The 24,206-nt window shown below is 37.0% G+C and carries 20 protein-coding genes and 1 tRNA gene; 4 read left to right on the top strand and 17 right to left on the bottom strand.

Going from position 1 to position 24,206, the window contains the following annotated elements; all coding sequences use genetic code 11:
* Window positions 1-155 precede the first annotated feature (155 nt).
* The 4 genes from MOO47_RS05155 to MOO47_RS05140 all read right to left on the bottom strand — a co-directional run bounded on the left by MOO47_RS05155 (window position 156) and on the right by MOO47_RS05140 (window position 3,875).
* The gene (locus MOO47_RS05155) at window positions 156-464 is read right to left on the bottom strand and encodes a glycine cleavage system protein H (protein WP_249512403.1); all 309 of its coding nucleotides are present in this window, start codon (window positions 462-464) and stop codon (window positions 156-158) included.
* A 93-nt stretch (window positions 465-557) separates the two neighbouring features.
* Window positions 558-3,095, bottom strand: a complete 2,538-nt coding sequence (locus MOO47_RS05150; protein WP_249512402.1) for a M1 family metallopeptidase — start codon at window positions 3,093-3,095, stop codon at window positions 558-560.
* Between the two features lie 132 nt (window positions 3,096-3,227).
* Window positions 3,228-3,300 (bottom strand) — tRNA-Thr (locus MOO47_RS05145).
* Between the two features lie 56 nt (window positions 3,301-3,356).
* Complete coding sequence (locus MOO47_RS05140) at window positions 3,357-3,875, bottom strand: HdeD family acid-resistance protein (RefSeq protein WP_249512401.1); 519 nt, start codon at window positions 3,873-3,875, stop codon at window positions 3,357-3,359.
* Between the two features lie 88 nt (window positions 3,876-3,963).
* Here MOO47_RS05140 and MOO47_RS05135 point away from each other — a divergent pair, with 88 nt between their 5' ends.
* Complete coding sequence (locus tag MOO47_RS05135; RefSeq protein ID WP_249512400.1) at window positions 3,964-4,614, top strand: metal-dependent transcriptional regulator; 651 nt, start codon at window positions 3,964-3,966, stop codon at window positions 4,612-4,614.
* Between the two features lie 32 nt (window positions 4,615-4,646).
* Here the strand turns inward: MOO47_RS05135 and MOO47_RS05130 are convergent, their stop codons facing one another.
* The 13 genes from MOO47_RS05130 to MOO47_RS05070 form a co-directional block, all read right to left on the bottom strand.
* Window positions 4,647-5,378 (bottom strand): DUF975 family protein, encoded by a 732-nt coding sequence (locus MOO47_RS05130; protein ID WP_249512399.1) that lies wholly within the window; start codon window positions 5,376-5,378, stop codon window positions 4,647-4,649.
* 8 nt (window positions 5,379-5,386) lie between these two features.
* Complete coding sequence (gene tyrS / locus MOO47_RS05125; protein ID WP_249512398.1) at window positions 5,387-6,655, bottom strand: tyrosine--tRNA ligase; 1,269 nt, start codon at window positions 6,653-6,655, stop codon at window positions 5,387-5,389.
* An 87-nt stretch (window positions 6,656-6,742) separates the two neighbouring features.
* A complete protein-coding gene (locus MOO47_RS05120; protein ID WP_249512397.1) occupies window positions 6,743-8,125 on the bottom strand; it encodes a hypothetical protein in 1,383 nt (460 codons plus the stop codon).
* Between the two features lie 58 nt (window positions 8,126-8,183).
* Window positions 8,184-9,380, bottom strand: a complete 1,197-nt coding sequence (locus tag MOO47_RS05115) for an aminotransferase class I/II-fold pyridoxal phosphate-dependent enzyme (RefSeq protein ID WP_249512396.1) — start codon at window positions 9,378-9,380, stop codon at window positions 8,184-8,186.
* Between the two features lie 157 nt (window positions 9,381-9,537).
* Window positions 9,538-10,908 (bottom strand): NAD-dependent succinate-semialdehyde dehydrogenase, encoded by a 1,371-nt coding sequence (locus tag MOO47_RS05110; RefSeq protein ID WP_249512395.1) that lies wholly within the window; start codon window positions 10,906-10,908, stop codon window positions 9,538-9,540.
* A gap of 77 nt (window positions 10,909-10,985) precedes the next feature.
* Complete coding sequence (locus MOO47_RS05105; RefSeq protein ID WP_249512394.1) at window positions 10,986-11,837, bottom strand: triphosphoribosyl-dephospho-CoA synthase; 852 nt, start codon at window positions 11,835-11,837, stop codon at window positions 10,986-10,988.
* A 3-nt stretch (window positions 11,838-11,840) separates the two neighbouring features.
* Window positions 11,841-12,377 (bottom strand): citrate lyase holo-[acyl-carrier protein] synthase, encoded by a 537-nt coding sequence (gene citX / locus MOO47_RS05100; protein WP_249512393.1) that lies wholly within the window; start codon window positions 12,375-12,377, stop codon window positions 11,841-11,843.
* 42 nt (window positions 12,378-12,419) lie between these two features.
* Window positions 12,420-13,958 (bottom strand): citrate lyase subunit alpha, encoded by a 1,539-nt coding sequence (gene citF / locus MOO47_RS05095; protein WP_249512392.1) that lies wholly within the window; start codon window positions 13,956-13,958, stop codon window positions 12,420-12,422.
* Complete coding sequence (gene citE, locus MOO47_RS05090; RefSeq protein WP_249512391.1) at window positions 13,948-14,862, bottom strand: citrate (pro-3S)-lyase subunit beta; 915 nt, start codon at window positions 14,860-14,862, stop codon at window positions 13,948-13,950. The genes citF and citE overlap by 11 nt, the downstream gene beginning before the upstream one ends.
* Window positions 14,863-15,156, bottom strand: coding sequence for a citrate lyase acyl carrier protein (gene citD, locus MOO47_RS05085; protein WP_249512390.1), 294 nt, complete (start codon window positions 15,154-15,156; stop codon window positions 14,863-14,865).
* Window positions 15,146-16,204 (bottom strand): [citrate (pro-3S)-lyase] ligase, encoded by a 1,059-nt coding sequence (gene citC / locus MOO47_RS05080; protein ID WP_249512389.1) that lies wholly within the window; start codon window positions 16,202-16,204, stop codon window positions 15,146-15,148. The genes citD and citC overlap by 11 nt, the downstream gene beginning before the upstream one ends.
* 15 nt (window positions 16,205-16,219) lie before the next feature.
* The gene (locus tag MOO47_RS05075) at window positions 16,220-17,488 is read right to left on the bottom strand and encodes a 2-hydroxycarboxylate transporter family protein (protein ID WP_396022065.1); all 1,269 of its coding nucleotides are present in this window, start codon (window positions 17,486-17,488) and stop codon (window positions 16,220-16,222) included.
* Window positions 17,489-17,552: 64 nt separating this feature from the next.
* A complete protein-coding gene (locus MOO47_RS05070; protein WP_249512387.1) occupies window positions 17,553-18,698 on the bottom strand; it encodes an NAD(P)-dependent malic enzyme in 1,146 nt (381 codons plus the stop codon).
* A gap of 181 nt (window positions 18,699-18,879) precedes the next feature.
* Between MOO47_RS05070 and MOO47_RS05065 the strand changes: the two genes are divergently transcribed.
* From MOO47_RS05065 to MOO47_RS05055, 3 genes are all read left to right on the top strand, one after another.
* On the top strand, window positions 18,880-19,818 hold the full coding sequence (locus MOO47_RS05065) for a sugar-binding transcriptional regulator (protein WP_249512386.1): 939 nt from the start codon (window positions 18,880-18,882) through the stop codon (window positions 19,816-19,818).
* Window positions 19,819-20,144: 326 nt separating this feature from the next.
* The gene (locus MOO47_RS05060; RefSeq protein WP_249512385.1) at window positions 20,145-22,793 is read left to right on the top strand and encodes an L-type lectin family protein; all 2,649 of its coding nucleotides are present in this window, start codon (window positions 20,145-20,147) and stop codon (window positions 22,791-22,793) included.
* A gap of 70 nt (window positions 22,794-22,863) precedes the next feature.
* On the top strand, window positions 22,864-23,838 hold the full coding sequence (locus tag MOO47_RS05055; RefSeq protein WP_249512384.1) for a BspA family leucine-rich repeat surface protein: 975 nt from the start codon (window positions 22,864-22,866) through the stop codon (window positions 23,836-23,838).
* The last annotated feature ends 368 nt before the right edge of the window (window positions 23,839-24,206 follow it).

Genomic DNA, 24,206 nt, shown 5'->3' with positions numbered 1-24,206 from the left:
AGATTGATTGATGTGCTTCACGAAATAATAAAAATATTATACACCTAATCAAGATAGTTAGAAATAAGTGAGCAATTATAAGTCTTAATTAATTAGTGCTTATTCAAAAAAAGATGGCATATCAACAATAATATTGTTACCCCACCTTAAAATTATTATTCCTCTGCTAATTCCACGATCCAAGTTGCCTGATGATCCGAACTGTTCAAGTTCTCCGGATGTTCCAACAAGTCTTGATTGATTTGAACTACTTTACCCGCTAACGGCGTATCAAACTGTGTTACTACTTTGGATCCTTCAATCGCCACAAGCGGGTCACCTAATTGAACGTTCTTTAAATTAGGTGCAAAGTCCACAAAAGCAGCAGTGCCAATCTCTTCTTGCCCTTTTTCATTTAACCCAATTAAAGTATGCCCATTGGCTAATTGGTCTTGCCAGAAATAATCTTGCTCATTATTACCCACTCAATCCACCTCCAAACTCATTTTATAATAAGTAGTTACAGACCTCAATCAATAAAAAACTACTTTCCAAAAATTCAGAAAGTAGCCAATTGTTTATTTATTAGCGCATTTAGCTAATTGGGTTACCATAGCCAAATATTCTTTATCAACTAAGGTGACTCGCTGTTGAATGATTTGGGTATCCATCGTAATTTCGCGTGTCAGACCTGGCGTTTCTAGTTTTGGCTCAAAAAATTCAGTAAATTCTTGCAAACGTTGCGCTGTACTGAAAGTGCTGGAGATGACAGTAATATAGGTTGTAAATTCCATGTCCCCGCCAACTGTTCTTTCTAGCCAAGACCAATCATTGCGAATCCAATCCCAAGCTAGTTGTTGTCCCGTGCGATTAGCCAAGATTCCTGCAAACCAGGCACGTAAATCTTGTGGCTTAATAACTTTGCTGTCTTCAAAAGAAGTTACCAATTTATTCAACCATTGCTTATCCGGTGAACCAGTCAAAGCTTGCTGTAGATCTCGCTTGAAACTACTATTAGCTGTTGTCTGATAAGTGGTTAATAAATGTTGCTGCAACGCCAAATTGCCATAATTTTGGACTTCATTTAGAAGTACCGAGTACCGAATGTCAGCTGGCAAAGTAGCTAGATCAGCATCATAACGTTGATAGATAGCATGCAAAGCTTGCATCGTTTGCTTATTTTTAGCATACAATGAAGCCTTTAATATTATAGGACGTACCAATTGGTCATCTAAAGTATCCGTTGTCCTTGGTTCATAGCCTAAATCTTGTAATTTAGATCCACTCAATTTATCAAAAAATTGACGCAAATTATTGGCGGTCACTGCATCGCGCACTGCAAATTTTTTAACATCGTTCATAATTTTATATAAAGCATTGATCACAATATTAGATGGACTGTCGGCAAACTTAGTCATTAAAGTCATTAAATCAGCATAAGCAATCGCACCACTTTCAGCCAACAAATGTAAATCTTGCAATAACTGCTGTTGATCAATAGCAGCCAAATTTGGCAAATCTGTCAACAAATCTGTTAATAGCAACTTATCGTATTGCACAATAAAATGAGAACTATTACCACAATTCAATTGGAAAGGATGACCTGCTTGATCACGTAACTTTTGATAGTCACCTAAAGTAATATTTTTTGCCTGCAAAATTTGCGGTGTAGCTGCGTAATTTCCATTTAAAGGTATCGACCATAGACGTCCTGCATCTTGACTCGCACCAACGAAAAATTGTTGTTGCGTTAATGTCAATTGACCATTTACAACTTGCGCGCGCACCACAGGATAACCGGGTTGCTCCAACCAAGTATTCATAATAGACTTAATATCTAATTGGGCAGCAGCACCTAAAGCTGTCCATAAATCTTCACCTGTCGCATTATGATATTGATGCTGTGCAAAATAATTCTTCAATCCTGTACGCAAAGCTTGCTCACCAATCAAAGAACGTACCATTACAAGCATTCGTGCACCTTTAGCATAAACAATTGCTGAATCAAATAAAGCATCAATTTCAGCAGGATGTTCAACTTGCACGTGCACTGGCTGTACACCAAAAATCGCATCTCTTTGTAAAGCTAAGGGAACATCACTATCTTGAAAAGTTTCCCAAACTTTCCAATCCGGCTCCAATGCGTCAATGGCTACATATTCCATCATGTTGGCAAAACTTTCGTTCAACCAAAGATCATCCCACCACTTCATAGTTACCAAATCCCCGAACCATTGATGCGCTAATTCATGGGCAATCACAGTTGCTACACTGATTTTAGTGGCTAAAGAATCATTTTCTGGATCCAAAAGCAGATAAGCTTCTCGATAAGTGATCAATCCCCAATTTTCCATGGCACCCGCTGAAAAGTCCGGTAATGCTAACTGCCAAGAATGTGGCAACGGATAAGGTGTTTGATAATATTCTTCAAAAAATTCGATCGCTCTTTTAGCAATATCCAATGCAAATTTCAAATTTTTTGTTGGATGTGCTTTTGTCGCAAAAACGCCAACTTGGACACCACTATTAGTTTGTGTAGTTTCACTTTGTAATTCCCCAAAAGCAAAGGCAACTAAATAAGTAGACATTTTCACTGTTGGTTCAAAATAATGTACCCCCCCAACAACTTTTTGCTCTGGCATGTTACTAATAGCAATTTCACCAGGATGCTCATCAAACTTCAAAGCTAGTGTAAAGGTTGCCTTAGCCTCGGGTTCATCGACACAAGGGAAAGCTTGTCGTGCAAAAGTTGTTTCAAATTGCGTTCCTATGATCTGCTTTTTAACACCATCGACTTGGTAGTATGAAGGATAAATACCCATCATTGAATCCGTTAGTTCGGCTGTATAATCAATAACCAATTGTACAATGCCTGTTTTTTGCAAAGTTATTTGTAAAGCATCTTGCTGTGGCAAAACTTGAAATAAAACAGGATGATCATTTAAGTGCACACCGACAATTTGCAAATCTTTTTGGTGCAATAAAATATTTAACTCCTTGGCTTCTCCCTGCACCTTAACTTGACCAGTAATTGTTTTTTTCGTTCGATTGATATCCAGAAACAAATCATAGTGCTCTGGTACAAAAGTGTCATAAAATCTTTTAACTTCTATCATTATCCTTACCTTATAATATTTTTATTTCGTCCAATTGAGTAAATTTTAACTGGTCAACTTCTAGATTACAAGATTAGCATCTAACAATCAACCAAACAAAAAAGCCTGTCTATCAAGACAGGCTTTCTAATAAGCCATCTGTCGGATTCGAACCGACGACCTCCACCTTACCATGGTGGCGCTCTACCTGCTGAGCTAAGATGGCAACTGAGCACCTATTTATGATAGCAAAAGTAACAGTCTTTGCCAAGAACTAATTTATTAAAAAGCTTCAACTATTTCTAAAATCCCAGCAACAAAGAAATAAATAGCTGCTAAACTAACAATTAACACACTTGCTAATAACGGTCGAAATAATAAAATAATCCCCGCAATAATACTTAAAACAGCCAAAACAATAATCAGCCAACGATAGCTTTTGCCAGCAAGATCATAAATGGGAGCCAAACTCAGCTCAGCAATTCCATCAATAATAAACCAAATAGCAAAAATCAATATCAAAGTTTGTAGTCCTAAAGCGAGGTTAAACATGAAAATAATGCCCAATAAAATATCAACAATCCCCGAAAAAATCAACCAACCAACTTTTTTATCGGTCCATTTGCGTAACTTGTAGCTCAAGTACAACTGATAAATCCCTCGAATTAAAGCAAAAATACCAATCGTAATCACTATTGATAACAAACCAGTTATCGGATTTTTGATAACTAAATAACCCACATACAACGAGAAAAGTCCGATAATCAAACTAAAAATATCAAAACCTTTTTTACTATTCATACTAACTCCACCTCATAAATAAAATTGCAGGTTCCCACGGAAAATCCTATAATGTAGGATATACCATAATAGGAGAGGTAGCAAAAATTTGTCACCCAATAAGGAAAATTACCTTAAAAACATTTTCGAATTGCAGCATAGTTCCCAAAAAGTTACCAATAAACGTCTGGCTGAAATGATGCAAGTTAGCGCACCCTCAGTAACAGAAATGTTAGTTCCTTTAGCCAAAGACGACTTGATTGAGCATACTCCGTATAACCAGATTTTTTTAACTAAAAATGGTCAAGCATTGGCGAAAGATTTGGTCAAAAAGCATCGTTTATGGGAAGTGTTTCTGGTAAATAAATTACATTATGATATCGATCAAGTTCATTCAGCTGCTGATGACCTAGAACACGCTACTGATACTCAATTAGCGCAAGCTTTAAATCAATATCTCCAATATCCACAAAAATGCCCGCACGGCGGAATTATTCCAGGTAACGGACAAGGACAAAGTGATGATGATGATTTATTATTGAGTAACATCACAGAAAATACAACAATTAAAATTGTGCGCATTTTTGATAATCGCGATTTTCTAAGTTACTTTCACAGCTTAGGCTTGAAATTAAACCAAGTATTAACTGTTGTGAAACGTTCTAATTTTGATCATTCTTTATTATTGGAAACCAAAGAGCACCAAAAAATTTCCGTTAGTAAAGAATTGACCCATTATATATTTGTTGAGAAAATCTAAAAATCGTCTGGCTAAGCCAGACGATTTTTTTATTATGATAACCTTGCACCAATTTGCTGATCTAATAAGTTTTGATAGAAAACAGCATAACTAGCAGCCCGATAAGGCGCCACATATAAATTAAAAAGACCTAGTGTCATAAAATTCAAGAGATCCCAACCAATAAAACTCAAATCTAAAACAAATAATTGCCATTTATGACCACGCATCATTGTCCAACTATAACCTAAAGTTTTTAATGCGTTGCGCCAAGAAATACGGGCAGATCCTTGCGTCAAGTCTTTTAAAATGAAATAGGTTAACTTGAAGCCGTAATAAAAATATAGACCAATTGGCAACAAAATTAAATTACCTAAATAATAAATCAAATAGATTACTAACCATAAAACTAAAACTTTAAAAAAGTAGACGCCTGAAAAAACCTGTAAACTTTGTGCAATCCCCATTTGTTTGGTAGTTTCACGCAATTGATCTAAAGCAGCAAACGAAACACTAACTGCAAACATTCCGTAAGCTAAGAATCCTTCTAAATAATACAATGAAATCTGTGGATTATTAGTCAAAAAACTTTGTACATCAGCATAAAATTGCTTATCAATTTGCGTTAAATTCAGTTGCAACACAATTTGTGTTGATAATCTAAAAAGTAATATGAACAAAATAACTAAAACAATCGTGGGTATTAAACCCAAATTTACTAGATTATGTGGCTTTTTACTTAATACATGTCTAGCTTCACGCTTAATTATACTAATATGTTGCATACTTTCTCCTAATCATTTGTTGCAACACGCACTAGCGTGTATTTCTTCTTGCCTTTGCGAACAATAACGAAACGTCCTTCAAAAGCAGCATTAGGGTCCACTTGGTAATCCAGTTCGGACTGTCGAGTACCGTTAATATAAATGGCGCCATTTTGAATATCTTCGCGCGCTTGGCGACGTGACGGTTCGATTGCTGTAGCATCTACCAAAAATTCCACTAAATTCAAGGTGGCACCATCATAAGTTACTGTAGGCACCGAGCTAAAGCCCTGTTCAATTTCAACTGCTGTTAAACTCAATAAATCGCCAGCAAATAAAGCTTCAGAAATATGTTCTGCTTGTTCTACTGCTGCTTGACCGTGCACAAAACGCGTTACTTCTTGTGCCAAAGTTTTTTGGGCAATACGTTTTTCTGGTGCACTTTGAACTTGCTGCTCTAAATCAGCAATTTCCGTTGCATCTAAAAAAGTAAAGTATTTCAAATAACGAATCACATCACGATCGTCAGTATTTAACCAAAACTGATAAAATTCATAAGGACTAGTCTTCTTAGGATCCAACCAAATTGCGCCACCAGCCGTTTTACCAAATTTAGTACCATCTGCTTTTAGTAATAGTGGGATGGTTAGACCAAAAACTTTAGTATCAGCACCCTCAACGCGGTGAAGTAAATCAATACCCGCGGTAATATTACCCCATTGATCGCCACCGCCAACTTGCAATTGCACATTATGTTCACGATACAACGTCAAAAAATCGATAGCTTGCAAAATTTGGTATGTGAATTCTGTATAAGAAATTCCCGTCTTCAACCGTGAAGCCACCACATCTTTATTCAACATAGTATTAACATTAAATAACTTGGCATAATCACGCAAAAAAGTTAACAAGTCTAAACGTGATAGCCAATCATAATTATTCACAATTTCAAAGTTCTCTGTACCAAACAAGTTGATCATCTGTTGTGTTAAAGCAGCTTGATTGTGCTCAATTTGTTCCTTACTTTGTAAAACGCGTTCGGCTTTCTTGCCTGAAGGATCGCCAATAGATCCTGTCGCTCCACCAATCACAATAACCGGCTTATGACCTAATAACTGAAATCTTTTTAAAATCATAAAGGGAATTAAATGACCGATATGCAAAGAATCGCCGGTCGGATCAACACCACAATATAAGGCAATGTGGTGATCATTTACATATTCCCTTAAACCAGCAGCATCGGTTTGTTGGTTAATGGCATCACGCCAAATTAATTCATCTATTATATTTTTAGTCATCTTGGTCTCCTGAAAAATAATCCTTATTTAAGTATTAATTTATGTGTAATCATATCAATAATTAATTATACCAACAAATCACCATAATCAATCTTTAAATTTTATCAATGTGATTTTAGTCCAAACAAAATCCAGTCCAATCGCAGCAATAATCGCTAAAAAGGGAACAAACTCTAAGCGATAGCGCCCTTGCACTTCAATCAGCAGTTGCGCACTGGCATAAGCAAATAAAGTCAACAATAATAGGTATAAATCATCTCCCACTGACTTGCGCCATAAAACAAGTGCACCTAAAAACACTCCCAGCATTTCCAACACACTGATTCCGTAAGCTATTAATTTTAATTGTTGCGTGTGTACCCAACTATGGTTGTTGGCAAATAACGAAAAATCCAATGTATTGGATGGTTGCGCCCACAAAATAAAAAATTTGTGTATAAATAATCGACACCATAAATGGCGTTGTTGCAAAAATATAATATTTTGCCTGACCAATCGATTTTCCTGAACTAAACACGCTTTGCGATCAGCGTGCGGATTAATTTGGTTCTTAATAGCTGTCGAATAAGTACCGTTACTTTCATAATTCAAGCCCAAAACAAATTTCCACGGATTATCTTGATTGCTGAGTCCATAAGAATTAAAATTAGTTGCTTTAACAGCAAAACTAGCACTCAGCAAAGTAACAAAATAAATGATTATCAAGCCAACTAATTTACTTATAGCAGCTTTTAATTGTGTCCGTTTTACTTTTGATAGTTGATAAATCACCACAAACACAATAATTCCTGCTAAAAAAACAATCCCGAGTGGACGCAAAATATTAGCAATCGCTAACGAAAATGCTGCCCACAACCAATTAAAGCGTCTTGGTGATAAGACTAAAATTATGGCAATTAAAAAAAAGATCGTAGCTAAATATTGATTGGTGACTCGATTATTTAAAGCAAACCATTCAATATTAATTCCCACCAATAACAAACTAAGTCGCCCAATAGTGGTTTTGCCAGTAACTTTAACTGCTAAACGATAAGTCAACAGCAAAATCAGCATTTGCTGTATGACATTCAAATACTGCACCACTTGAATTTGATGACCAAAAAGCTTAACTACTAATATCACATAAGCTAAAAAACCTGTTTGATAAGCCCATTTAGCAAAATAACCATTGTCACTGTGATATATCGGCACGCCTTTAAGTGCTGCATCAGCAGTGTGCCAAAAAGTATGATAGTCACTAGATTGTTGGACTGGTGTTTGCTTAATCCAAACTAGATAGACGATGGCAAATAAACCAAGCACACTACCGATCACATAATAATTAGTTGATCTCTGGTCAGGTATTTTAACTAAAATAAAGCTAGCTACCAGCACTAGTATTGCGATCAATAACCAACCAAATAATATTTTCAAGCGCCCACTTAGCGGATCAGCATACAATAACTGCCAACTAGCTAAACCGGCACCCACGACTATCAGTGAAGCAAATATAATTAAAACTATCTTTAATAAATTGGTTGTATAAAGCCTAACTCTTCCCCTCAATCTTAGTCTCCACCCCATTTTCAACTAAATAATGTTGCAATTTTGTTAATGTAATCTTGATATTTTCAAGGCTGGCAGCATAGCTAATCCTCAAATAACCTGCACCACCAATACCAAAGAAACTTCCTGGCAACAATGCTAATTTTTCTTTGGCAATTAAGTCTTCTGCCAACTTCACATCATCTTGCGTCAACTGCGCTGGAATTTTAGCAAAAATATAAAAAGCACCTTGTGGCTTAGCGACTTTAAACCCTAATTGCTGCAAGCCATTATACAAAATATCCCGTCGTTTCTGATATTGAACACTCATAGTATGCGTATCGTCTTGACCATTAGTCAAAGCTTCAATAGCGGCATCTTGCGTCACTTCTGGAATAGAAGTAGTGATTAACTCATGTACATGCAAAATATGTGCAATCACTTTTTGTGGACCACAAATATAGCCCACACGCCATCCAGTCATCGCATGCGACTTTGATAAACCATTTAATAAAATCGTTTGTTCTGGTAATAAAGTTGCAAAACTAACATGCTTATGTGCATAAGATAATTCGCTATATATCTCATCACTAATCACAAAAATAGCATATTCTTGCAGAACTTCAGCTAAAGCTTGTAATTGCGCTTTATCATAAGTAATTCCCGTAGGATTATTAGGATAATTCAAAATTAAAGCCTTTGCTCGAGGGTGTTCTTGCAATGTTGCACGTAGCATTGCAGGATCCAAACGAAAATTAGTTTTAGAGGTATCCACAAAAACTGGTTTGGCTTGATTTAAAATAATATCAGGTCCATAAATTGTGAAAGAAGGCGTGGGCACAATGACTTCATCACCTGGATTTAAGATAGCAGCCAAAGTGGTATAAACACTTTCAGTCACACCAAGCGTTGCGATAATTTGACTACTTGGATCATAATTCAAATCATATTTATCATGCAAAAAATTGGCAATTGCTGCTGTTAATGCAGGCTTTCCTTCAGGAATAGTATAGTGCATAGTTTGCTGCAAAAGTTGTGTACTGGTGTGTTGGCGAATATGCTCTGGCGTAGCAAAATTAGGCTCACCCACTGTCATATTAATGATACCCGGTGTTTTTAAAGCACGCGCATTAAACAAAAAAATATCTTGAGGTTTAATTTGTAATGCAACCGTATTCATTCTTTGTTCCATGTCAAACATATAATGAGTCCCTTTCTATATTTGGCTAGCAATTATCGTAAACTTGTAAGCCTTAATTATACCGCTATTATTAAATGGAAAACAATTATGGTTAAATTTCATTAAAATTAAGAATAAAAATAGCCTTAAGTTGATGGTCAGCTCAAGGCTATTCTTATTAATTATTAGGCTCGAATACTAAATGTTCATTCACAAAAGCATTTAAACCTAAACTACTCAATTCTCGACCATAGCCGGAATTCTTCACACCACCAAATGGCAATTCTGGTAAGGAAGCCCAGCCAGAATTAATAAAAGACATTCCTGTCTCAATTTTAGCTGCCACAGCTTTCGCGTGTTCCACATTACTAGAAAAAATCGTATTTCCTAAGCCGTAACTGGAATCATTAGCTAAATCAATAGCTTCTTGTTCAGAATTTACTTTGTAGACAGTAGCCACCGGACCAAACATTTCTTGATTATAAATTGGATTATCTTTATTAATATCAGTTAAAATGGTCGGTTGAAAGAAGAAACCGGTACTATTGATTGACTCGTTACCATAAACTAATTTAGCGCCATGTTCAATAGCTGTATCAACTTGTTTTTGCAATTTTTCTTGAGCACTTTGTGAACTCAGTGGCGCAATTACCGTTTCTGGATCCATCGGATCGCCAATTTTAGCTTTCGCAAAAGCTTCCTTTAGCATCGCCACAAAATTATCATACTTATCAGCCATGACAATAAAACGTTTGGATGAAGTACAAACTTGCCCTGCATTATATAACCGCGCATTCGGGGCAATTTTTTTAAGTTGGGCATCGTCAGCGTCACTTAAAACAATAAAAGCATCGTTACCGCCCAACTCTAAGGTAGATTTTTTCAAAGCATCGCCGGCTTCTTTGGCTACCGAGGCACCCCCGCGCTCAGAACCAGTTAAACAAACACCCGTAACTCGAGGATCATGAATAGCTTTAGCTACTAAATCATAATTAATAAACAAATTAGTCAACGCACCTTTAGGTGCCCCTGCTTCCAAGACAACATCAGCCAATTTTTGTGCTGAAGTAGGACAAATAGAAGCGTGCTTCAAAATTATTGGATTACCCACGATAAAGTTAGGAGCAAACACCCGAATAACTTGATATAAAGGAAAATTCCACGGTTCCACAGCCACAATCACGCCAGTAGCTTGTTTCAAATAATAAGCCTTACCGGATTGTGAATCCAATGGGACTGGTTGCATAAATTCTTCGCCATGTTGAGCGTAATATTCCACAATAGAAGCACATAATTCAACTTCGCCTTTGGACTCAGTCAGTAACTTACCCATATCATAAGTCATTGCTTTAGCTAACTCATCTTCATGATTTGTTAGCGCTTTCGCAATTTGGTGTAAAATTTGGGCACGTTCAGAAACTGGTTGCTTTCGCCTAGTTTGATACAGATGATTAGCAGTCGATAACGCAGCTTCCAAATCTGCCTCTGTCGCATCATCATATTTTTGCAATAACTCACCAGTATATGGATAAATCGTTTGATATGCCATAATAATATGACCTCCTTCATAAATTCATACTTATTATAGTGCATCTATAAATTAAAAGAACTAAAGTAGCATACAACTCAAATAATATTTTCCAGTAAACCAAAATAAATCGTCAAGATCAACAAGTCTGCACACCCACCTAAACTCAAATTATATCGAATAAATTTTTGGTTTAATTTGTGCAAAAAGGCCATCCCAGATCGTGTATTCGCACCACCTAAGTCGAAATATCGTTGGGCTTGTTGACGTGCCCAAGGCATGATTTGTTGGCTGTGCGCGCGTTTAATTAAGTTGGAATCATCCGTATATTGCAAAATAAGCATTAAAGTGTCTAACAACCGTGTATTAGTAGTGCCGTGGCTTTGTCGCAAAAATGGTAAAGCTTGTTCTATAACCACTGGAAAACCAGCTTGGGCTTGACCACGAATACCTAATAAACCATATTGCACAAATTGCTGCTCACCTGCAGTTTGTGGGCTTTTTTTCGATATTGCAGCGCCCAAATCATCTCGAATTAAGTTGACCAGCATACCTTGAATAGTCGCTTGAATTGTTGGCAAATCACGCTTTTCATGTTGCCAGCAAAAACTAGTTGCCCCAATTGCAATTCCTAAAGAAAAAATTGCCCCTTTATGCGTATTTATATTATGAGTGGCAGCAAACATAGTTTTTTCAGCTTGCCGTCCTAAAACCCGCAATTGTTGAAATAAAGCTGGCAGCTTGTCACCCACAAAACTTGCTCCCAATTGACTGGCTTGTTGAAAATACGGCAATAAACTAACTGTACTATCTAAAAAAGTAAAAATATCCATGTCCGTATGCGAGCCGGTATCAACCGGATCCACTAAACCGGGTTTAGGGTGCACGACTACTTCATAAAGTAAGGCTTTTTGCGCCATTTGCGCTAAAAATTTCGTCTGCTCTGACATGACTTACGCTCCAAAATAATTTTGATAATAATTTTCAATAGCCTGTCGCAATTGTGCTTTAGAATGTGTCTGTTCGCGGGCACATTGCTTAGCCGGCAAATCACAAACTAAGCAGCGCCGAGGCGGAAGTGCTAAATCTTGTCGTGAAAACGGTTGGGGTGTGTCAGAACACAAAACATCTGCATCAAATAGTCGTCCTAAAGCAAAATTATCTTCAAATGCAATCGTTATTTGCTTTAAATCAGTACTATTCAACTTCGTGGTGGCAAAAGCTTCAGGTCCTGTGGATAATTGTAAATAAACAGCGGATTCTAAAATAGTCGACTCAAGTTTAATTTGTGCAAGTAATTCTTGCCATCCACTTTGAAACATTTTTTGTAAATAAAAGTTATTTTTAATTGCACCTGGAATATTCAATTTTACAGCTACCAAACTAGCTTGAGGTGCGCGATCCAATAATTGTCGTTGATAATATTGACGCCATTCTTTATTTTGTAAAATCTTAAGTAAGGATTGCGGTTTTCCTTCATCTAAAATCACATGCACACCTCAAAGAAAAAGAGGCTTTCGCCCCTTAATTTTTTAATCTTGTACTTCATTGATTTCATCAATAATTGTACCATCGCGATATTCCACCAATGCTACAGGACGTTGCTTGAATTGTAATGGTTGAGCCTTACCAACAATTGCTTCCGCTTTTTGTTGTAACTGTTCAATCGTATAAACAACTAGCCCTGGCACATGCGCTAAGGCTTGTTGCAAATCGGTACGTTTAGGATTGATGGCAATGCCAATTTCCGTCACAATCACGTCAATCGAAGCCCCCGGTGTAACTGCAGTAGTCACTTTGGGTACGATCGTGGCAATGCGTCCACGCACAAGTGGTGCACAGATAATTGTTAATTTAGCAGTTGCTGCGTCTTGGTGCCCGCCAATAGCACCACGAATCACACCATCCGATCCTGTCATCACATTCACATTAAAGTCAGTATCCACTTCCAACGCGGATAAAATCGCCACATCGAGTTGGTCAACCATGGCCCCTTTATTAGCAGGGTCAGCATACCAAGAAGCATCAATTTCTTGCTGATTTTGATTCAAGTGCATTGATTTAGCGGCGCCTTTGTCAAAATCTTGCACATCCATAATTCGCCCAATCAATCCTTCTTCTAATAAATCAACGGTTGGTTTAGTGACGCCTCCCAGCGCAAAGGAAGCTTTAATATCCTTTTCCAACATTGACTCGCGCAAAAAGCGAGTTACCGCTAATGCTGCTCCACCAGATCCAGTTTGAAAAGAAAAACCTTCCTTAAAATAAGGTGAATTAACAATGACTTGATTAACCATTTTCGCAATTTTTAACTCTTTTGGATCTTTCGTAAAACGTGTTGCACCAGAACCAATTTTATCAGGGTCACCCACTTGCTCAATTGGCACCACATAATCAACTTGTGTTTGCTTAATGGAAGCGGGTGTATTCGGATATTCTTGCAAATTATCAGTAATCAACACCACTTTGTCGGCATACTGCGCATCAATGAGGGCATAGCCTAAGGATCCAAAAGCTGTTTTACCATTCATACCATTCGCATTACCTAAGCGATCCGCGTTGGGAACACCTAAAAAAGCAACATCTATGTTCAAAGAACCCTCTTCGATAGCACGGGCACGACCACCATGTGAGCGAAAAATAACCGGATTATCTAACACACCGTGTGAAATAGCATCACCTAAAGATCCACGCATCCCCGATGAAGTAATGTTTGTAACAACACCCTTCTCAATAGCTTCCACAACAATATCATTCATTACATTAGTTAATGAAGATGGCGCCAACGTCAAATCTTGGTAACCTGCATCAATAATAATACGCATGACTTTGTTAAAAACAAAATCACCTTCCCGAAAATGATGGTGAAACGAAATAGTCATGCCATTGCGTACCGTTTTTTGCACGACCTCTTTTAAGGAATTTACGACTTTATCATTACCAGTAGTAGCGGTCACCATTGGCGCATGACGTTGAATTTTTGGATGACCAAAATCCGTTGTTTGATAAGGTTGATATGCTAATTTTTGTAATAATTCAGCTGATAAATTGCGACCTAGACTATTCTCCAAGATAGTTCCCCTCCTCGTCTACCAAATGAGCAGCTTTAGCCAACATCATGACTCTTTGTGCACGTAACGCTACTGGACGATCAACCATTTGACCATCCATCGAGATAACACCAGAACCCTTTTTCTGGGCTTGTGCAATAGCAGCAATCACATTTTGGGCATTCAAAATTTCTTTCTTGGTTGGTTCATAAACTTTATTAACCATTTCTACTTGTCGTGGATTAACCAACGATTTACCGTCAAAACCTAATTGATGAATTAATTTAGTTTCACGATAAAATCCTTCAGGGTCATCCATATTAGTAAAGACGGTATCAAAAGCAGCAATTTTGGCAGCACGTGCAGCATGCAAAATCATATTCCGAGCAAAAAATAGTTCTGCACCGTCTGAATAACGATGCGTTTTCATATCTGTCGTATAATCTTCTGCTGAAAGTGCAATACCAATCATGCGCTTAGAAGCTTTAGCAATTTCTGCAGCGCTTAAAACACCTTGCGCAGATTCAATTGCTGCCATTAAATTAATTGAACCTGCCGGCTTGTCAAATTCCTTTTCTGCAGCAGCTACTTTAACTTCCAGATCTTGTATCATTTCTGCAGATTCCACTTTAGGTAAACGAATTACATCAACACCCGCTTTAACCATAGCTTTAATATCATTGTCATAAAAAGGCGTATCAGCACCATTAATTCGCACAACTAGTTCTGTATCGCCGTAATCAATATTAGTTAGCGCTTCATAAACCAAATAACGAGCTGCATCTTTCTCAGCTAAAGAAACGCCATCTTCCAAGTCAAACATCACTGAATCAGCGCCATAAATACCTGCATCCTTAATCATGGCAGGATTATTGCCTGGAACAAACATCATTGTGCGTCTTAATCTTGTTGCAGAATCAGACATTTAAAGCACCTCCCAACGTGGCTCTTCACTAATCTCCAGGGCTCTTTGTACGGCAGCGATCGCACGCGCTTTGATTACTAAATCCAAAGCTCCTTTATCAACTGCTTTGATTTGCGCGTTTTGAACACCATAATTTGTTAAAACATCAATAATTGTCTGTTTGATTTGCGCGCCAAATTGTTTAATAACATCAGATTGCAGCTCAATTTGTAAACCATTATTACCTGGTGCAATAGTTATTTGGATATCAGATGATTCTAAGGTTCCTGCCGTAGCAATCCTTTTAATTTCCATTACCATGCCATCCTTTCTGAATTCGTTGTTGCAAAATAGCCCAATGTGCCTTGATAAAATCAAAGGTTGTCGCTGGAACTAACCGAGCAATCTGCTCTAAATTTTGGGTCACCAAATAATGACGTACTTGAAAAGCAGATACTATTTGTCCATCAGCCAACTGATAACGAGGCACAACAAGCACTTCAACTTCGGGCTGTAAAATAGCTTGTAAATTATCATTATATAATCGTGTAGTATGCGATGTTGGCTCTGTACCCAAATAGCGACGCTTGATTTGCAAAGCCGGTACAAACCAATTTTTAAATAATTGTGCATCCAAACGCGTTTGATAGTCAATGACAGCATCACTGCTAGTCAAAAAATAAGCGGGAAAAGTGGCAAAACTAACAGTATACTCGCCACCATCAATAACTTTTACATTCATTAAATCCTGCACACCTAAGCGTACTAAATACAAGCGTTGCGGTGTTGTAAATAACGAAGCATTTTGTTGAACTACGATCACATACACTAGATCATTTTCTTGGGCAGCTTTTTCAATCAAATAGCGATGCCCCTTTGTAAAAGGGTTGGCATTAATTACAATTGCAGCAACTTGTTGTTGCTCACTATTAGGCTGCGATAATTGTGCCAAATAATTCTTAATCGTTGGAAATCCACTTTCCAATAGTGCACCTTGCGGCACTTGCGCCAAACAATGAAAACCAATGTGCTTAAAACTACTAACATATTTGATCTTTGTAAAAACAAAATAGTGGCTTATTTGCGCTTGGTCTAGACGTTGAATCAAGGCTGATATAATTTTATTGAATCGCACACCAGCATGGATTTCCCCATGCACCTCTATTGCCACATATTTCATGACATTTTGGGCAATGGATCCGGTACCCACCAGCTGATCATGCTCATCAAATAAACCAACAGTCTGATTCAGATATTTAGTCTCTGCATTATTAAAATTATCAATTCCATGCTGCTGTAGAAATGACTCCCACTGTTTTTTTACAGCACTATTTAGCAAATATAAATCTTTAATGACTTCCATAAATGCTCGCTGCTCCTAATGAACTATTAACCCCATCAAAAAAATGGCTAGTGTAACTGTTAAAGCTCCGCCAATTCGTACTGAAACTTGAGCAAACGGCATTAATTCCATTCGATCACCCGCCGATAAAATAGCTAGTGCTCCGGTTCCACCTTGTCCAGAACAACAAGAAACTGCAATTGCTGTATCCACAGGATACATTCCTAGTAACTTTGAAACAATGAATGCAGTTGCCACCACTGCCACCACCGTAGCGATAATTACCACAATAGAAGCTGGTGATTTAAAAACTTGAATCAATTTATTCCAATCTGTTTGTGCCACACCTACGCCAAATAATAGTGGTGGCGTGATACCTTTCACTGTGAAACTGTTTAATGAAATCCCACCTTCTTCAATGCTTTTAGGAATATAACCCAGCATTTTAGCGGCCATCAAGACAATTAATAGAATAATTGGTGATGGAATCGAGATGTGCAAATATTTTTGAATCACAAAATTAAGCCATACCGCTAAAAAGTACAGTGCAATAGCCAAAACACCAGCCATTAAAGTTTTTTCGACACTCACTTCTTGATTGCCACTTTTCAAATTAGCTAGCTGATCGTCATCATCTATTAAGCGACCATTGCCTGTCAATTCTGGCTTCTTATCACCCAAACGTCGCAATGAACCAGCTAACACAACAGCCACTAAACTGCCTAACATTACAGCTGGCAAGATAGAGCCGAAAATATCTCCCTGCGTCATGCCACTAATCACTGCAGCGTAACCAATTGATAACGGCATAGCACCTTCACCAACGCCACCAGCTAAGATAGGTGCTACCACAAAAAAGTAAGCTTTATAAGCCGACAGTCCCAGCAGCATTCCAACACCTGTTCCTACTAAAGAACCAATAACATCACACAATACTAAAACAACAATAATGCGTGAAGTAGCTTTTAGCAGTGTACGCCGATTCATCGAAGCTATCGCACCGACTACCAGCATCGTGATAAAAAACATCAAGAAATTATTATGATTCATAAAATCCGACACTGTCTTGATTGTCGTTTGGGGTAGCCAATGCATGAATACCAAATACGAGGGTACAAAAGTAACAACTAAAACTTTACCACCCAAATTATTCAAAACTGGTATGTGCTGACCTATTTCTTCCAACAAATAAGAAAACACAACCATTACTCCTAGAGAGATCAGCATGTCGTTAGTTGGCATGACATTAGTCAATGTCAATAACACATAGCCCAACGCTAATACCAAATAAAGCGGTAAAGGCATAAAACCAATCTTTATTTTTTTCAATTTAGCAATCACTGTTAGATCCCCCAATAATAAATTAATTCTATTTTTGATATTCCTCGACTGCAGAACTAACTGCAGCCACAACGCCTGAACTAAAGACGCCCGGAACAATTTCTTGTGCACTTGGTTCTTTAATTAATGCTGCTAATTTAACCGCCACTGATTGTTGAAGTTTTAGATCCACTTGTTTAACGTCATAACGCAGCAAACCTTGAAATAAACCAGGAAATACTAAGATATTGTTAACCTGATTAGCCCATTGTGAAGAGCCTGTCGCTACAATTTTGGCGCCTGCTTGCAGTGCTTGCTCTGGATTAATTTCAGGTACTGGATTAGCCAAAGCAAAAATAATTGGATCCGTGGACATTTTGTGTACTTGTTGTGCATTTAAAACATCAGCTACTGATAAGCCAATAAAAACATCTTGTCCCGTAATAACTTCATCCAATGTTGTCCCCGTTGCTGGTGAAACTTGTGCTGCCAAATCACGTTGATAATGGTTATAGCGTTCATCAGAGCTTTGAATTACGCCATGAATATCCACCAAAGTAATGTTTTTAATACCTGCAGCTAATAGTAATTTTGCCGTGGCAACTCCAGCAGCACCAACACCATTAATCACAATCTTTAAGTCGACTAAATTTTTGTGCACTACTTTAGCTGCATTAATGAGCCCAGCCAACACCACAATCGCTGTTCCCGTTTGATCATCGTTATAAACAGGAATATTTAGCTTTTGCTTGAGCTGATCTTCGACTTCAAATACGCGTGGTGCTTTGATATCCTCCAAATGAATACCCGCAAACGAATCGGCAAAATTAACAATCGTTTGCACTAATTCGTCTGTCTTTACTTGTTGTAAAGTTAATGGAATTGCATCCACGCCGGCTAATTGTTTATAAAGCAATGCCTTGCCTTCCACAATTGGTAATCCTGCTGCTGGACCAACATTACCTAAGCCTAAAATCGCTGTTCCATCTGTAATCACAGCCACTAGCTTGCCACTAATTGTGTACTTAGCCTTGGTAGCTGGATCTTGCTCAATCAACTTAGCTAGTTTAGCCACTCCAGGTGTGTAAGCTTGCCCTAATTGCTCACGGTTGGTGACAGGCAGCTCACCTGCAATACGCAAAACACCAGTGTGCTGTTCATGCAGACGCAACAATTCATCTTGCTGTTGTGCCACAATGATTCTCCCCTTTCATCTATCTATAAAAACGTCATCATTGTAGCAACAAATTTAAATTTTAAAATGATAAACTACCATTTTTTAAAAAATTTAAAGCATGTTTTTATTTAACACAAAAAAATTCTAATGATTTAATTTTTTTAAAAAGAAGTTTACACTGATGGCAGGAGGTAAAATCATGCTTAAAAATGAGTTATTAGCTAATTTAGCCAAAGATTATTATGTAAATCGCTTAAATTTAGCTGAATTAGCTGAAAAATACCATATTAGTCGCTATTTAGTGAACCAAGCATTGGATAAAGCGCGACAACAAGGGATTGTTACTTTCTCTATTCAATCACCGACTGCCCGTAACTGGAATTTAGAAAATGATTTGCAACAGTTGTCTGCAATTCCTAATATTTATGTTTTGAAAGATTCTAATGATGCCGCTCTAAATATGGATATTCTCACACGTTACGCAGCACAAAAAATTGAAGAAAAATTACAACATTGTCATATCGTTGGTACCGCCTGGGGTAGTACTGTTTATAATGTCATTACTAAGTTTGAACGACGCAGTTTGCCAGATCTGCAATTTGTGCAATTTATTGGTGAAAATATGAAATATAATTCTGCTGTAGGGTCTGCAAGAATGGTGGAGTATGCAGCTAACCAATTCTCTAGTAATTACTCGACATTATCAGGGCCTTTATATATATTGAATGACGAGACGCGGCACGGAATGCTTCAAGAAATCGCCACACAAGAAACTATCAAAAAAGCACAACGCATGGAAATGATCTTTACCGGCATTGGCACGCTCCACTCCGTGAAGTCGATTCCTATTTGGTGGCGTAACCGGCAACAAATTTTTGCACAAGTCGACTTAAATCAAGTCGCCGGTATGGCTTATGGGCGACCTTATGATATTAATGGACACTTTTTAAATCCTGAAACTGATAAAACATTTGGCCTTGACTTGGAGACTATTTTACAAACACCGACACGCTTTGGCATTATTGATAGCAAATTTAAAGTTGAGGCTTTATTAGGTGCTTTACGTGGCAAATTATTTACCCACATCATCACTAATGAAAGTGTTGCCCGACGCGCCTTATATGAGTTAACTAAGTAATTATTAATAACTAATGAAATAATAAGCGTGTATAAATTGAGATAATAAATTTAATTATTTTTTGGTGGCTTAAAACAGTTAATAAATAACTATTTTGCCAAAAATTAGGACTAGTAAAATACACTTTTATCATTTTTTACACTAAAAAAATCATTTAATTGATGAAAATATTATTAATAATTGACGTTTTAATATAATTTAATGAATAAATGATGAATAAGGGCATTGCTTTTCCCGCATAAATTAGTTGTAATATAGTAGTGAGTATTTGTATCATAGCTTCAATTTGTACAAACACTCAACTAAATTTTACAGGGGGAAATACAATGAAAAACAAACTACGTTCAGTATTTTCAATACTGAAAATGTTTTCCACGTTATTTATTTTGGGTGTTTTCACTGCTGTCAAAGCATCGGCAGCAACTACACCCACTTTAGATTTAACGAACCCACCCACAAGTTTAAATGCTACAAATGCCATTAATAATGACACTTTTAACATTTTGGGTGGTAACTTAGGCTCAAGTAGTCAAACAATTATTCCTGGTCACCCGGAAACACAAAAAATGGCTTCAGGGGAAAACGATGCCAGCAAGGCAATGTGGAACAAGACACCAATCAATATCCATAAACCGTTCTGCATTTCTTTTTACTACTACATGAATGGTAAAGATACCACTCATACTGGTGACGGTTTAACTTTCACTATGCAAAACTCCGGTAACCAATTACTGGGTTCTGCCGGCGAAGCCATAGGTATTTACGGCAGTCTGCGTAATTCTAGTAGCTACACCAAACCATATGATGGTGGTTTAACAGTAGAATTTGACCCTAAGTATAATGAGAATACAAGTGACAGTGATTTAGCATTGGATACTGGGGATGCTGTTAAAGTAAATCGTTCTCACGTAGCAATCACTGACGGTACTACTCGTATGAGTAACGGTCATTATGCTATCAATCATTGGAACAAATTTTACGATGCTAAGATGGTCTCCAATGCCTGGAAACATGTAACTGTTCAATGGGATCCAAATAATCTAACTAACAAAGGCACTTTAACAGTTTTTCAAGAAGATGATGCTGTATTCCCAGAAACCAATGTTCCTGATAATTATTCTCAAAAAATCAGCTATGTTGAAGACTTAAGCGACTATGACAGCAATAAACCTGTATACTGGGGCTTTACTTCTGCCACAGGTAATCAAACAATGAATGCTGCTGTAGCTTTGGACTATGTAAAGACTGCACCTACTGGCTCCACGTCATTACCAGGACAAGATACCTCAACTAATCCGACAACACCTACTGTTGTTAGTGGTCCTTCAATAACGAAGACAGTTCATAACTTTACAAAAGATCCTAATTCTGAATATACCAATACAGTAGATGCAAACCCAGGTGATATAGTGGAATATAAAGTTACAATTAACAATTCTACTGCACATGGTATTGGTTGTCCTTGGTATGATGTTCAATATCATGACGTCTTACCTACTGGAATGTCATCGGCCACAGATGGTAAGAATACTTTTGATAAATATGTTGGCAATGTTGGTCTAGATACTGGCTCTGTATCTTTCTTTTATCGCGCAACGATTGATAAAAATACGAAAAACCAGTTATTACAAAGTCAATCAGATAAATTAACCGGAAAAAATTGGCCAGGTGATGGAATGATCGCTAGACCACAATCTGAACCAATAGTTAACGTCAAAAGTAACGATAAAGACCCGGTAATCACTACAAAAGTTAAAAACCTCACTACTGGGGCTGATAAGTACACTAAAAACACTGATGCCACACAAGGTGATACTTTACAGTATGAAGTTTCCATCGATAATAGTGACGGTGTTAAAGACAGTTGGAACGATGTCAAGTTCACTGATGACTTAGCAAAGGGATTGGCATCACCTTTGGATGATTCAAATGAAATAAAATTCGACTTTGAAAAGAATATTTCTAACAGCTTGTCATTGACCAAAAAAACTTATAAGGTAAAAGTTAATAAAGATGCTCCTGTGGGTCTAGCTCAAGGTAAGACTACCTTTAGTAGTAGCAATTACAAGACAGTTACAGTTGACGACCCAATTATTAATATAAAGAGCCGTGATCAAAATCCAAGTATCAAAATCAAAGTGAAAAATATTACTGCCGGTGACACTAAATTCTCTAAAAACACTAATGCCACTCAAGGCGATAAATTGAAATATAAAGTTGTCATTGATAACAGCAAAGGTGTGAATGGCAGTTGGAACGATGTTAAACTAACTGATACATTACCTGATGGTTTATCATCACCTCTCAATGAATCCAATTCAATACAGTTCGTGTTTGATAAAAACATTACTAACAGTACTACACCAACTAAAACAACTTATAATGTAAAAGTTAATGATGATGCTCCTATAGGTATAGCTCAAGGTACAACTGTTTTCAAGAGTAGTAACTATAAGAATGTTAAAGTGAGTGATCCCACTATTAATATTCAAAGTAGTGATCATGAACCGTCTATCGTAAAGACTGTCAGAAACACTACCGATGATCCTAATGCACCATTCACCAAGACGGCTACTGCAAAACCTGGTGATACTTTAGAATATAAAGTAGCTGTGGATAACAGTAATGGTATCAAGAATTGGAACACTGTAAATCTAATAGATACACTACCAGGAACTTGGAAATCACCACTTGATGGTAGTAACACTATTACGTTACAACTAGATAATCCGTCAAATAATCATTTGACACCTACTAATCCACTTACCTACAAGGTCAAAGTTGGTAAAACGCCACTGGGTGAGGTTCAAAGTTCAACTACTATAACAAGTCCTAACCATAAAGACATTAAAGTGAACAATGAACCTGTCATAACAGTATCAGAAGCAACAAGTCCTGTAGCTACTGAAACTGTTAAAAATATAACTAACGGTGATACTGATTATTCATCATATACCCAAGCGAGGCAGAGGTGATATATTAGAATATAAACTCACAATAGATAACCGTAAATCCGGTTGGAAGAATATTCATTTAAAGAATCAATTGCCAGTTGGCTGGATGTATACGGATCCTTCTGGAACGCAATCTAACATTGTAGATCTTAACCTAAACCCTGTATCCACTACTAAAACTTATAAAGTACAAATTGGTGACACTAGTGAATCAGGAGATCTGAAGGGTGATACTACTTTAGACAACGACAAAGATAGTGACAAAAAAACAGTTAAAGTGCCAGATCCGACTGTAAATGTTAAATGGTGGGGTCTGAAAGATCATACTTTAACAATTTACAAACATGATATGAATAGTGAAGATTTTAATGGTAACATTAATCCATCTTCAAGTGATTGGCCATGGAACGACGTTCGTGATCAAGTTAATCATATTATCTTTGACGGTAAAGTAAGTTCTAAGAATGGATCAGTTAGCAATATGTTTGCTTATATGCCTAACTTAACTAAGATTGACGGTCTAGACAAACTTCAAACAGACAACGTTAATAATTTTCAAAATATGTTCTTAAACGATACTAAATTGGAAACGTTGGACGCTAATTTAATCAACGTTGATAACGCAACTAATCTACAATCAATGTTTGAAGGACTAGATTCTATAAAGAAATTGGATGTGTCCAATTGGAACATTCATGGCGCTGTCAATCTAACAAGATTATTCTATTATGATAATAATTTGTTACAGTTAGACCTAAGCAACTGGAATACAACCGATAAAAAAGTAGTTGAAACAAACATGTTGAAGATGTCAGCCAAATTCAATTTATGGAAAATTAAATTTGGAAATTATAGCTACCTAATATCTGACTGTGGTTTATCTAACCCTCCCGATGACGGTAATCCTATGCCAGAAAATCCCGACATTCCGAATACAGAGGCTACTTGGACTATTGTTGGTGAAGGTAGTGACTATGATCCTATAGGTGATATATGCACGGCCAAAAATGTAATAGATAATTCTCAAAAAGCAACTGCACCGTTTACTGTAGTATGGTCAAACTAGATTTATTTTTTGTGGAAATTATTTTTTACAGTATTAGCCACATGAACAAGTAAAATTAAAGTGTTCCGTAGTAGTCAGATATAAATCTGATTGTTATGAACACTTTTTTTATTAACAAATATTTTATATAACTGAAAACTTGACTCGTTGTAACATATTTTCATAAATACTGGGAAATATGCTGGTGCTAAAAACCATTTTGGGCTTGTTTTAAGACTATAAAATCACCTTACATAATAAACATACAAAAAATTTTATTCCTAAAGCTATTCTTTAATCTACAAGTAAAACTTACAATTTATTTTTGCATTGTATAAAGCACAAAAAAATACACAAAATCGTTAAGTAACGAATTCGTGCATTTAAAA

It is taken from the genome of Bombilactobacillus thymidiniphilus, assembly GCF_023380245.1.
GTDB lineage: Bacteria > Bacillota > Bacilli > Lactobacillales > Lactobacillaceae > Bombilactobacillus > Bombilactobacillus thymidiniphilus.
This window is presented reverse-complemented; position numbering and strand designations above follow the sequence as displayed.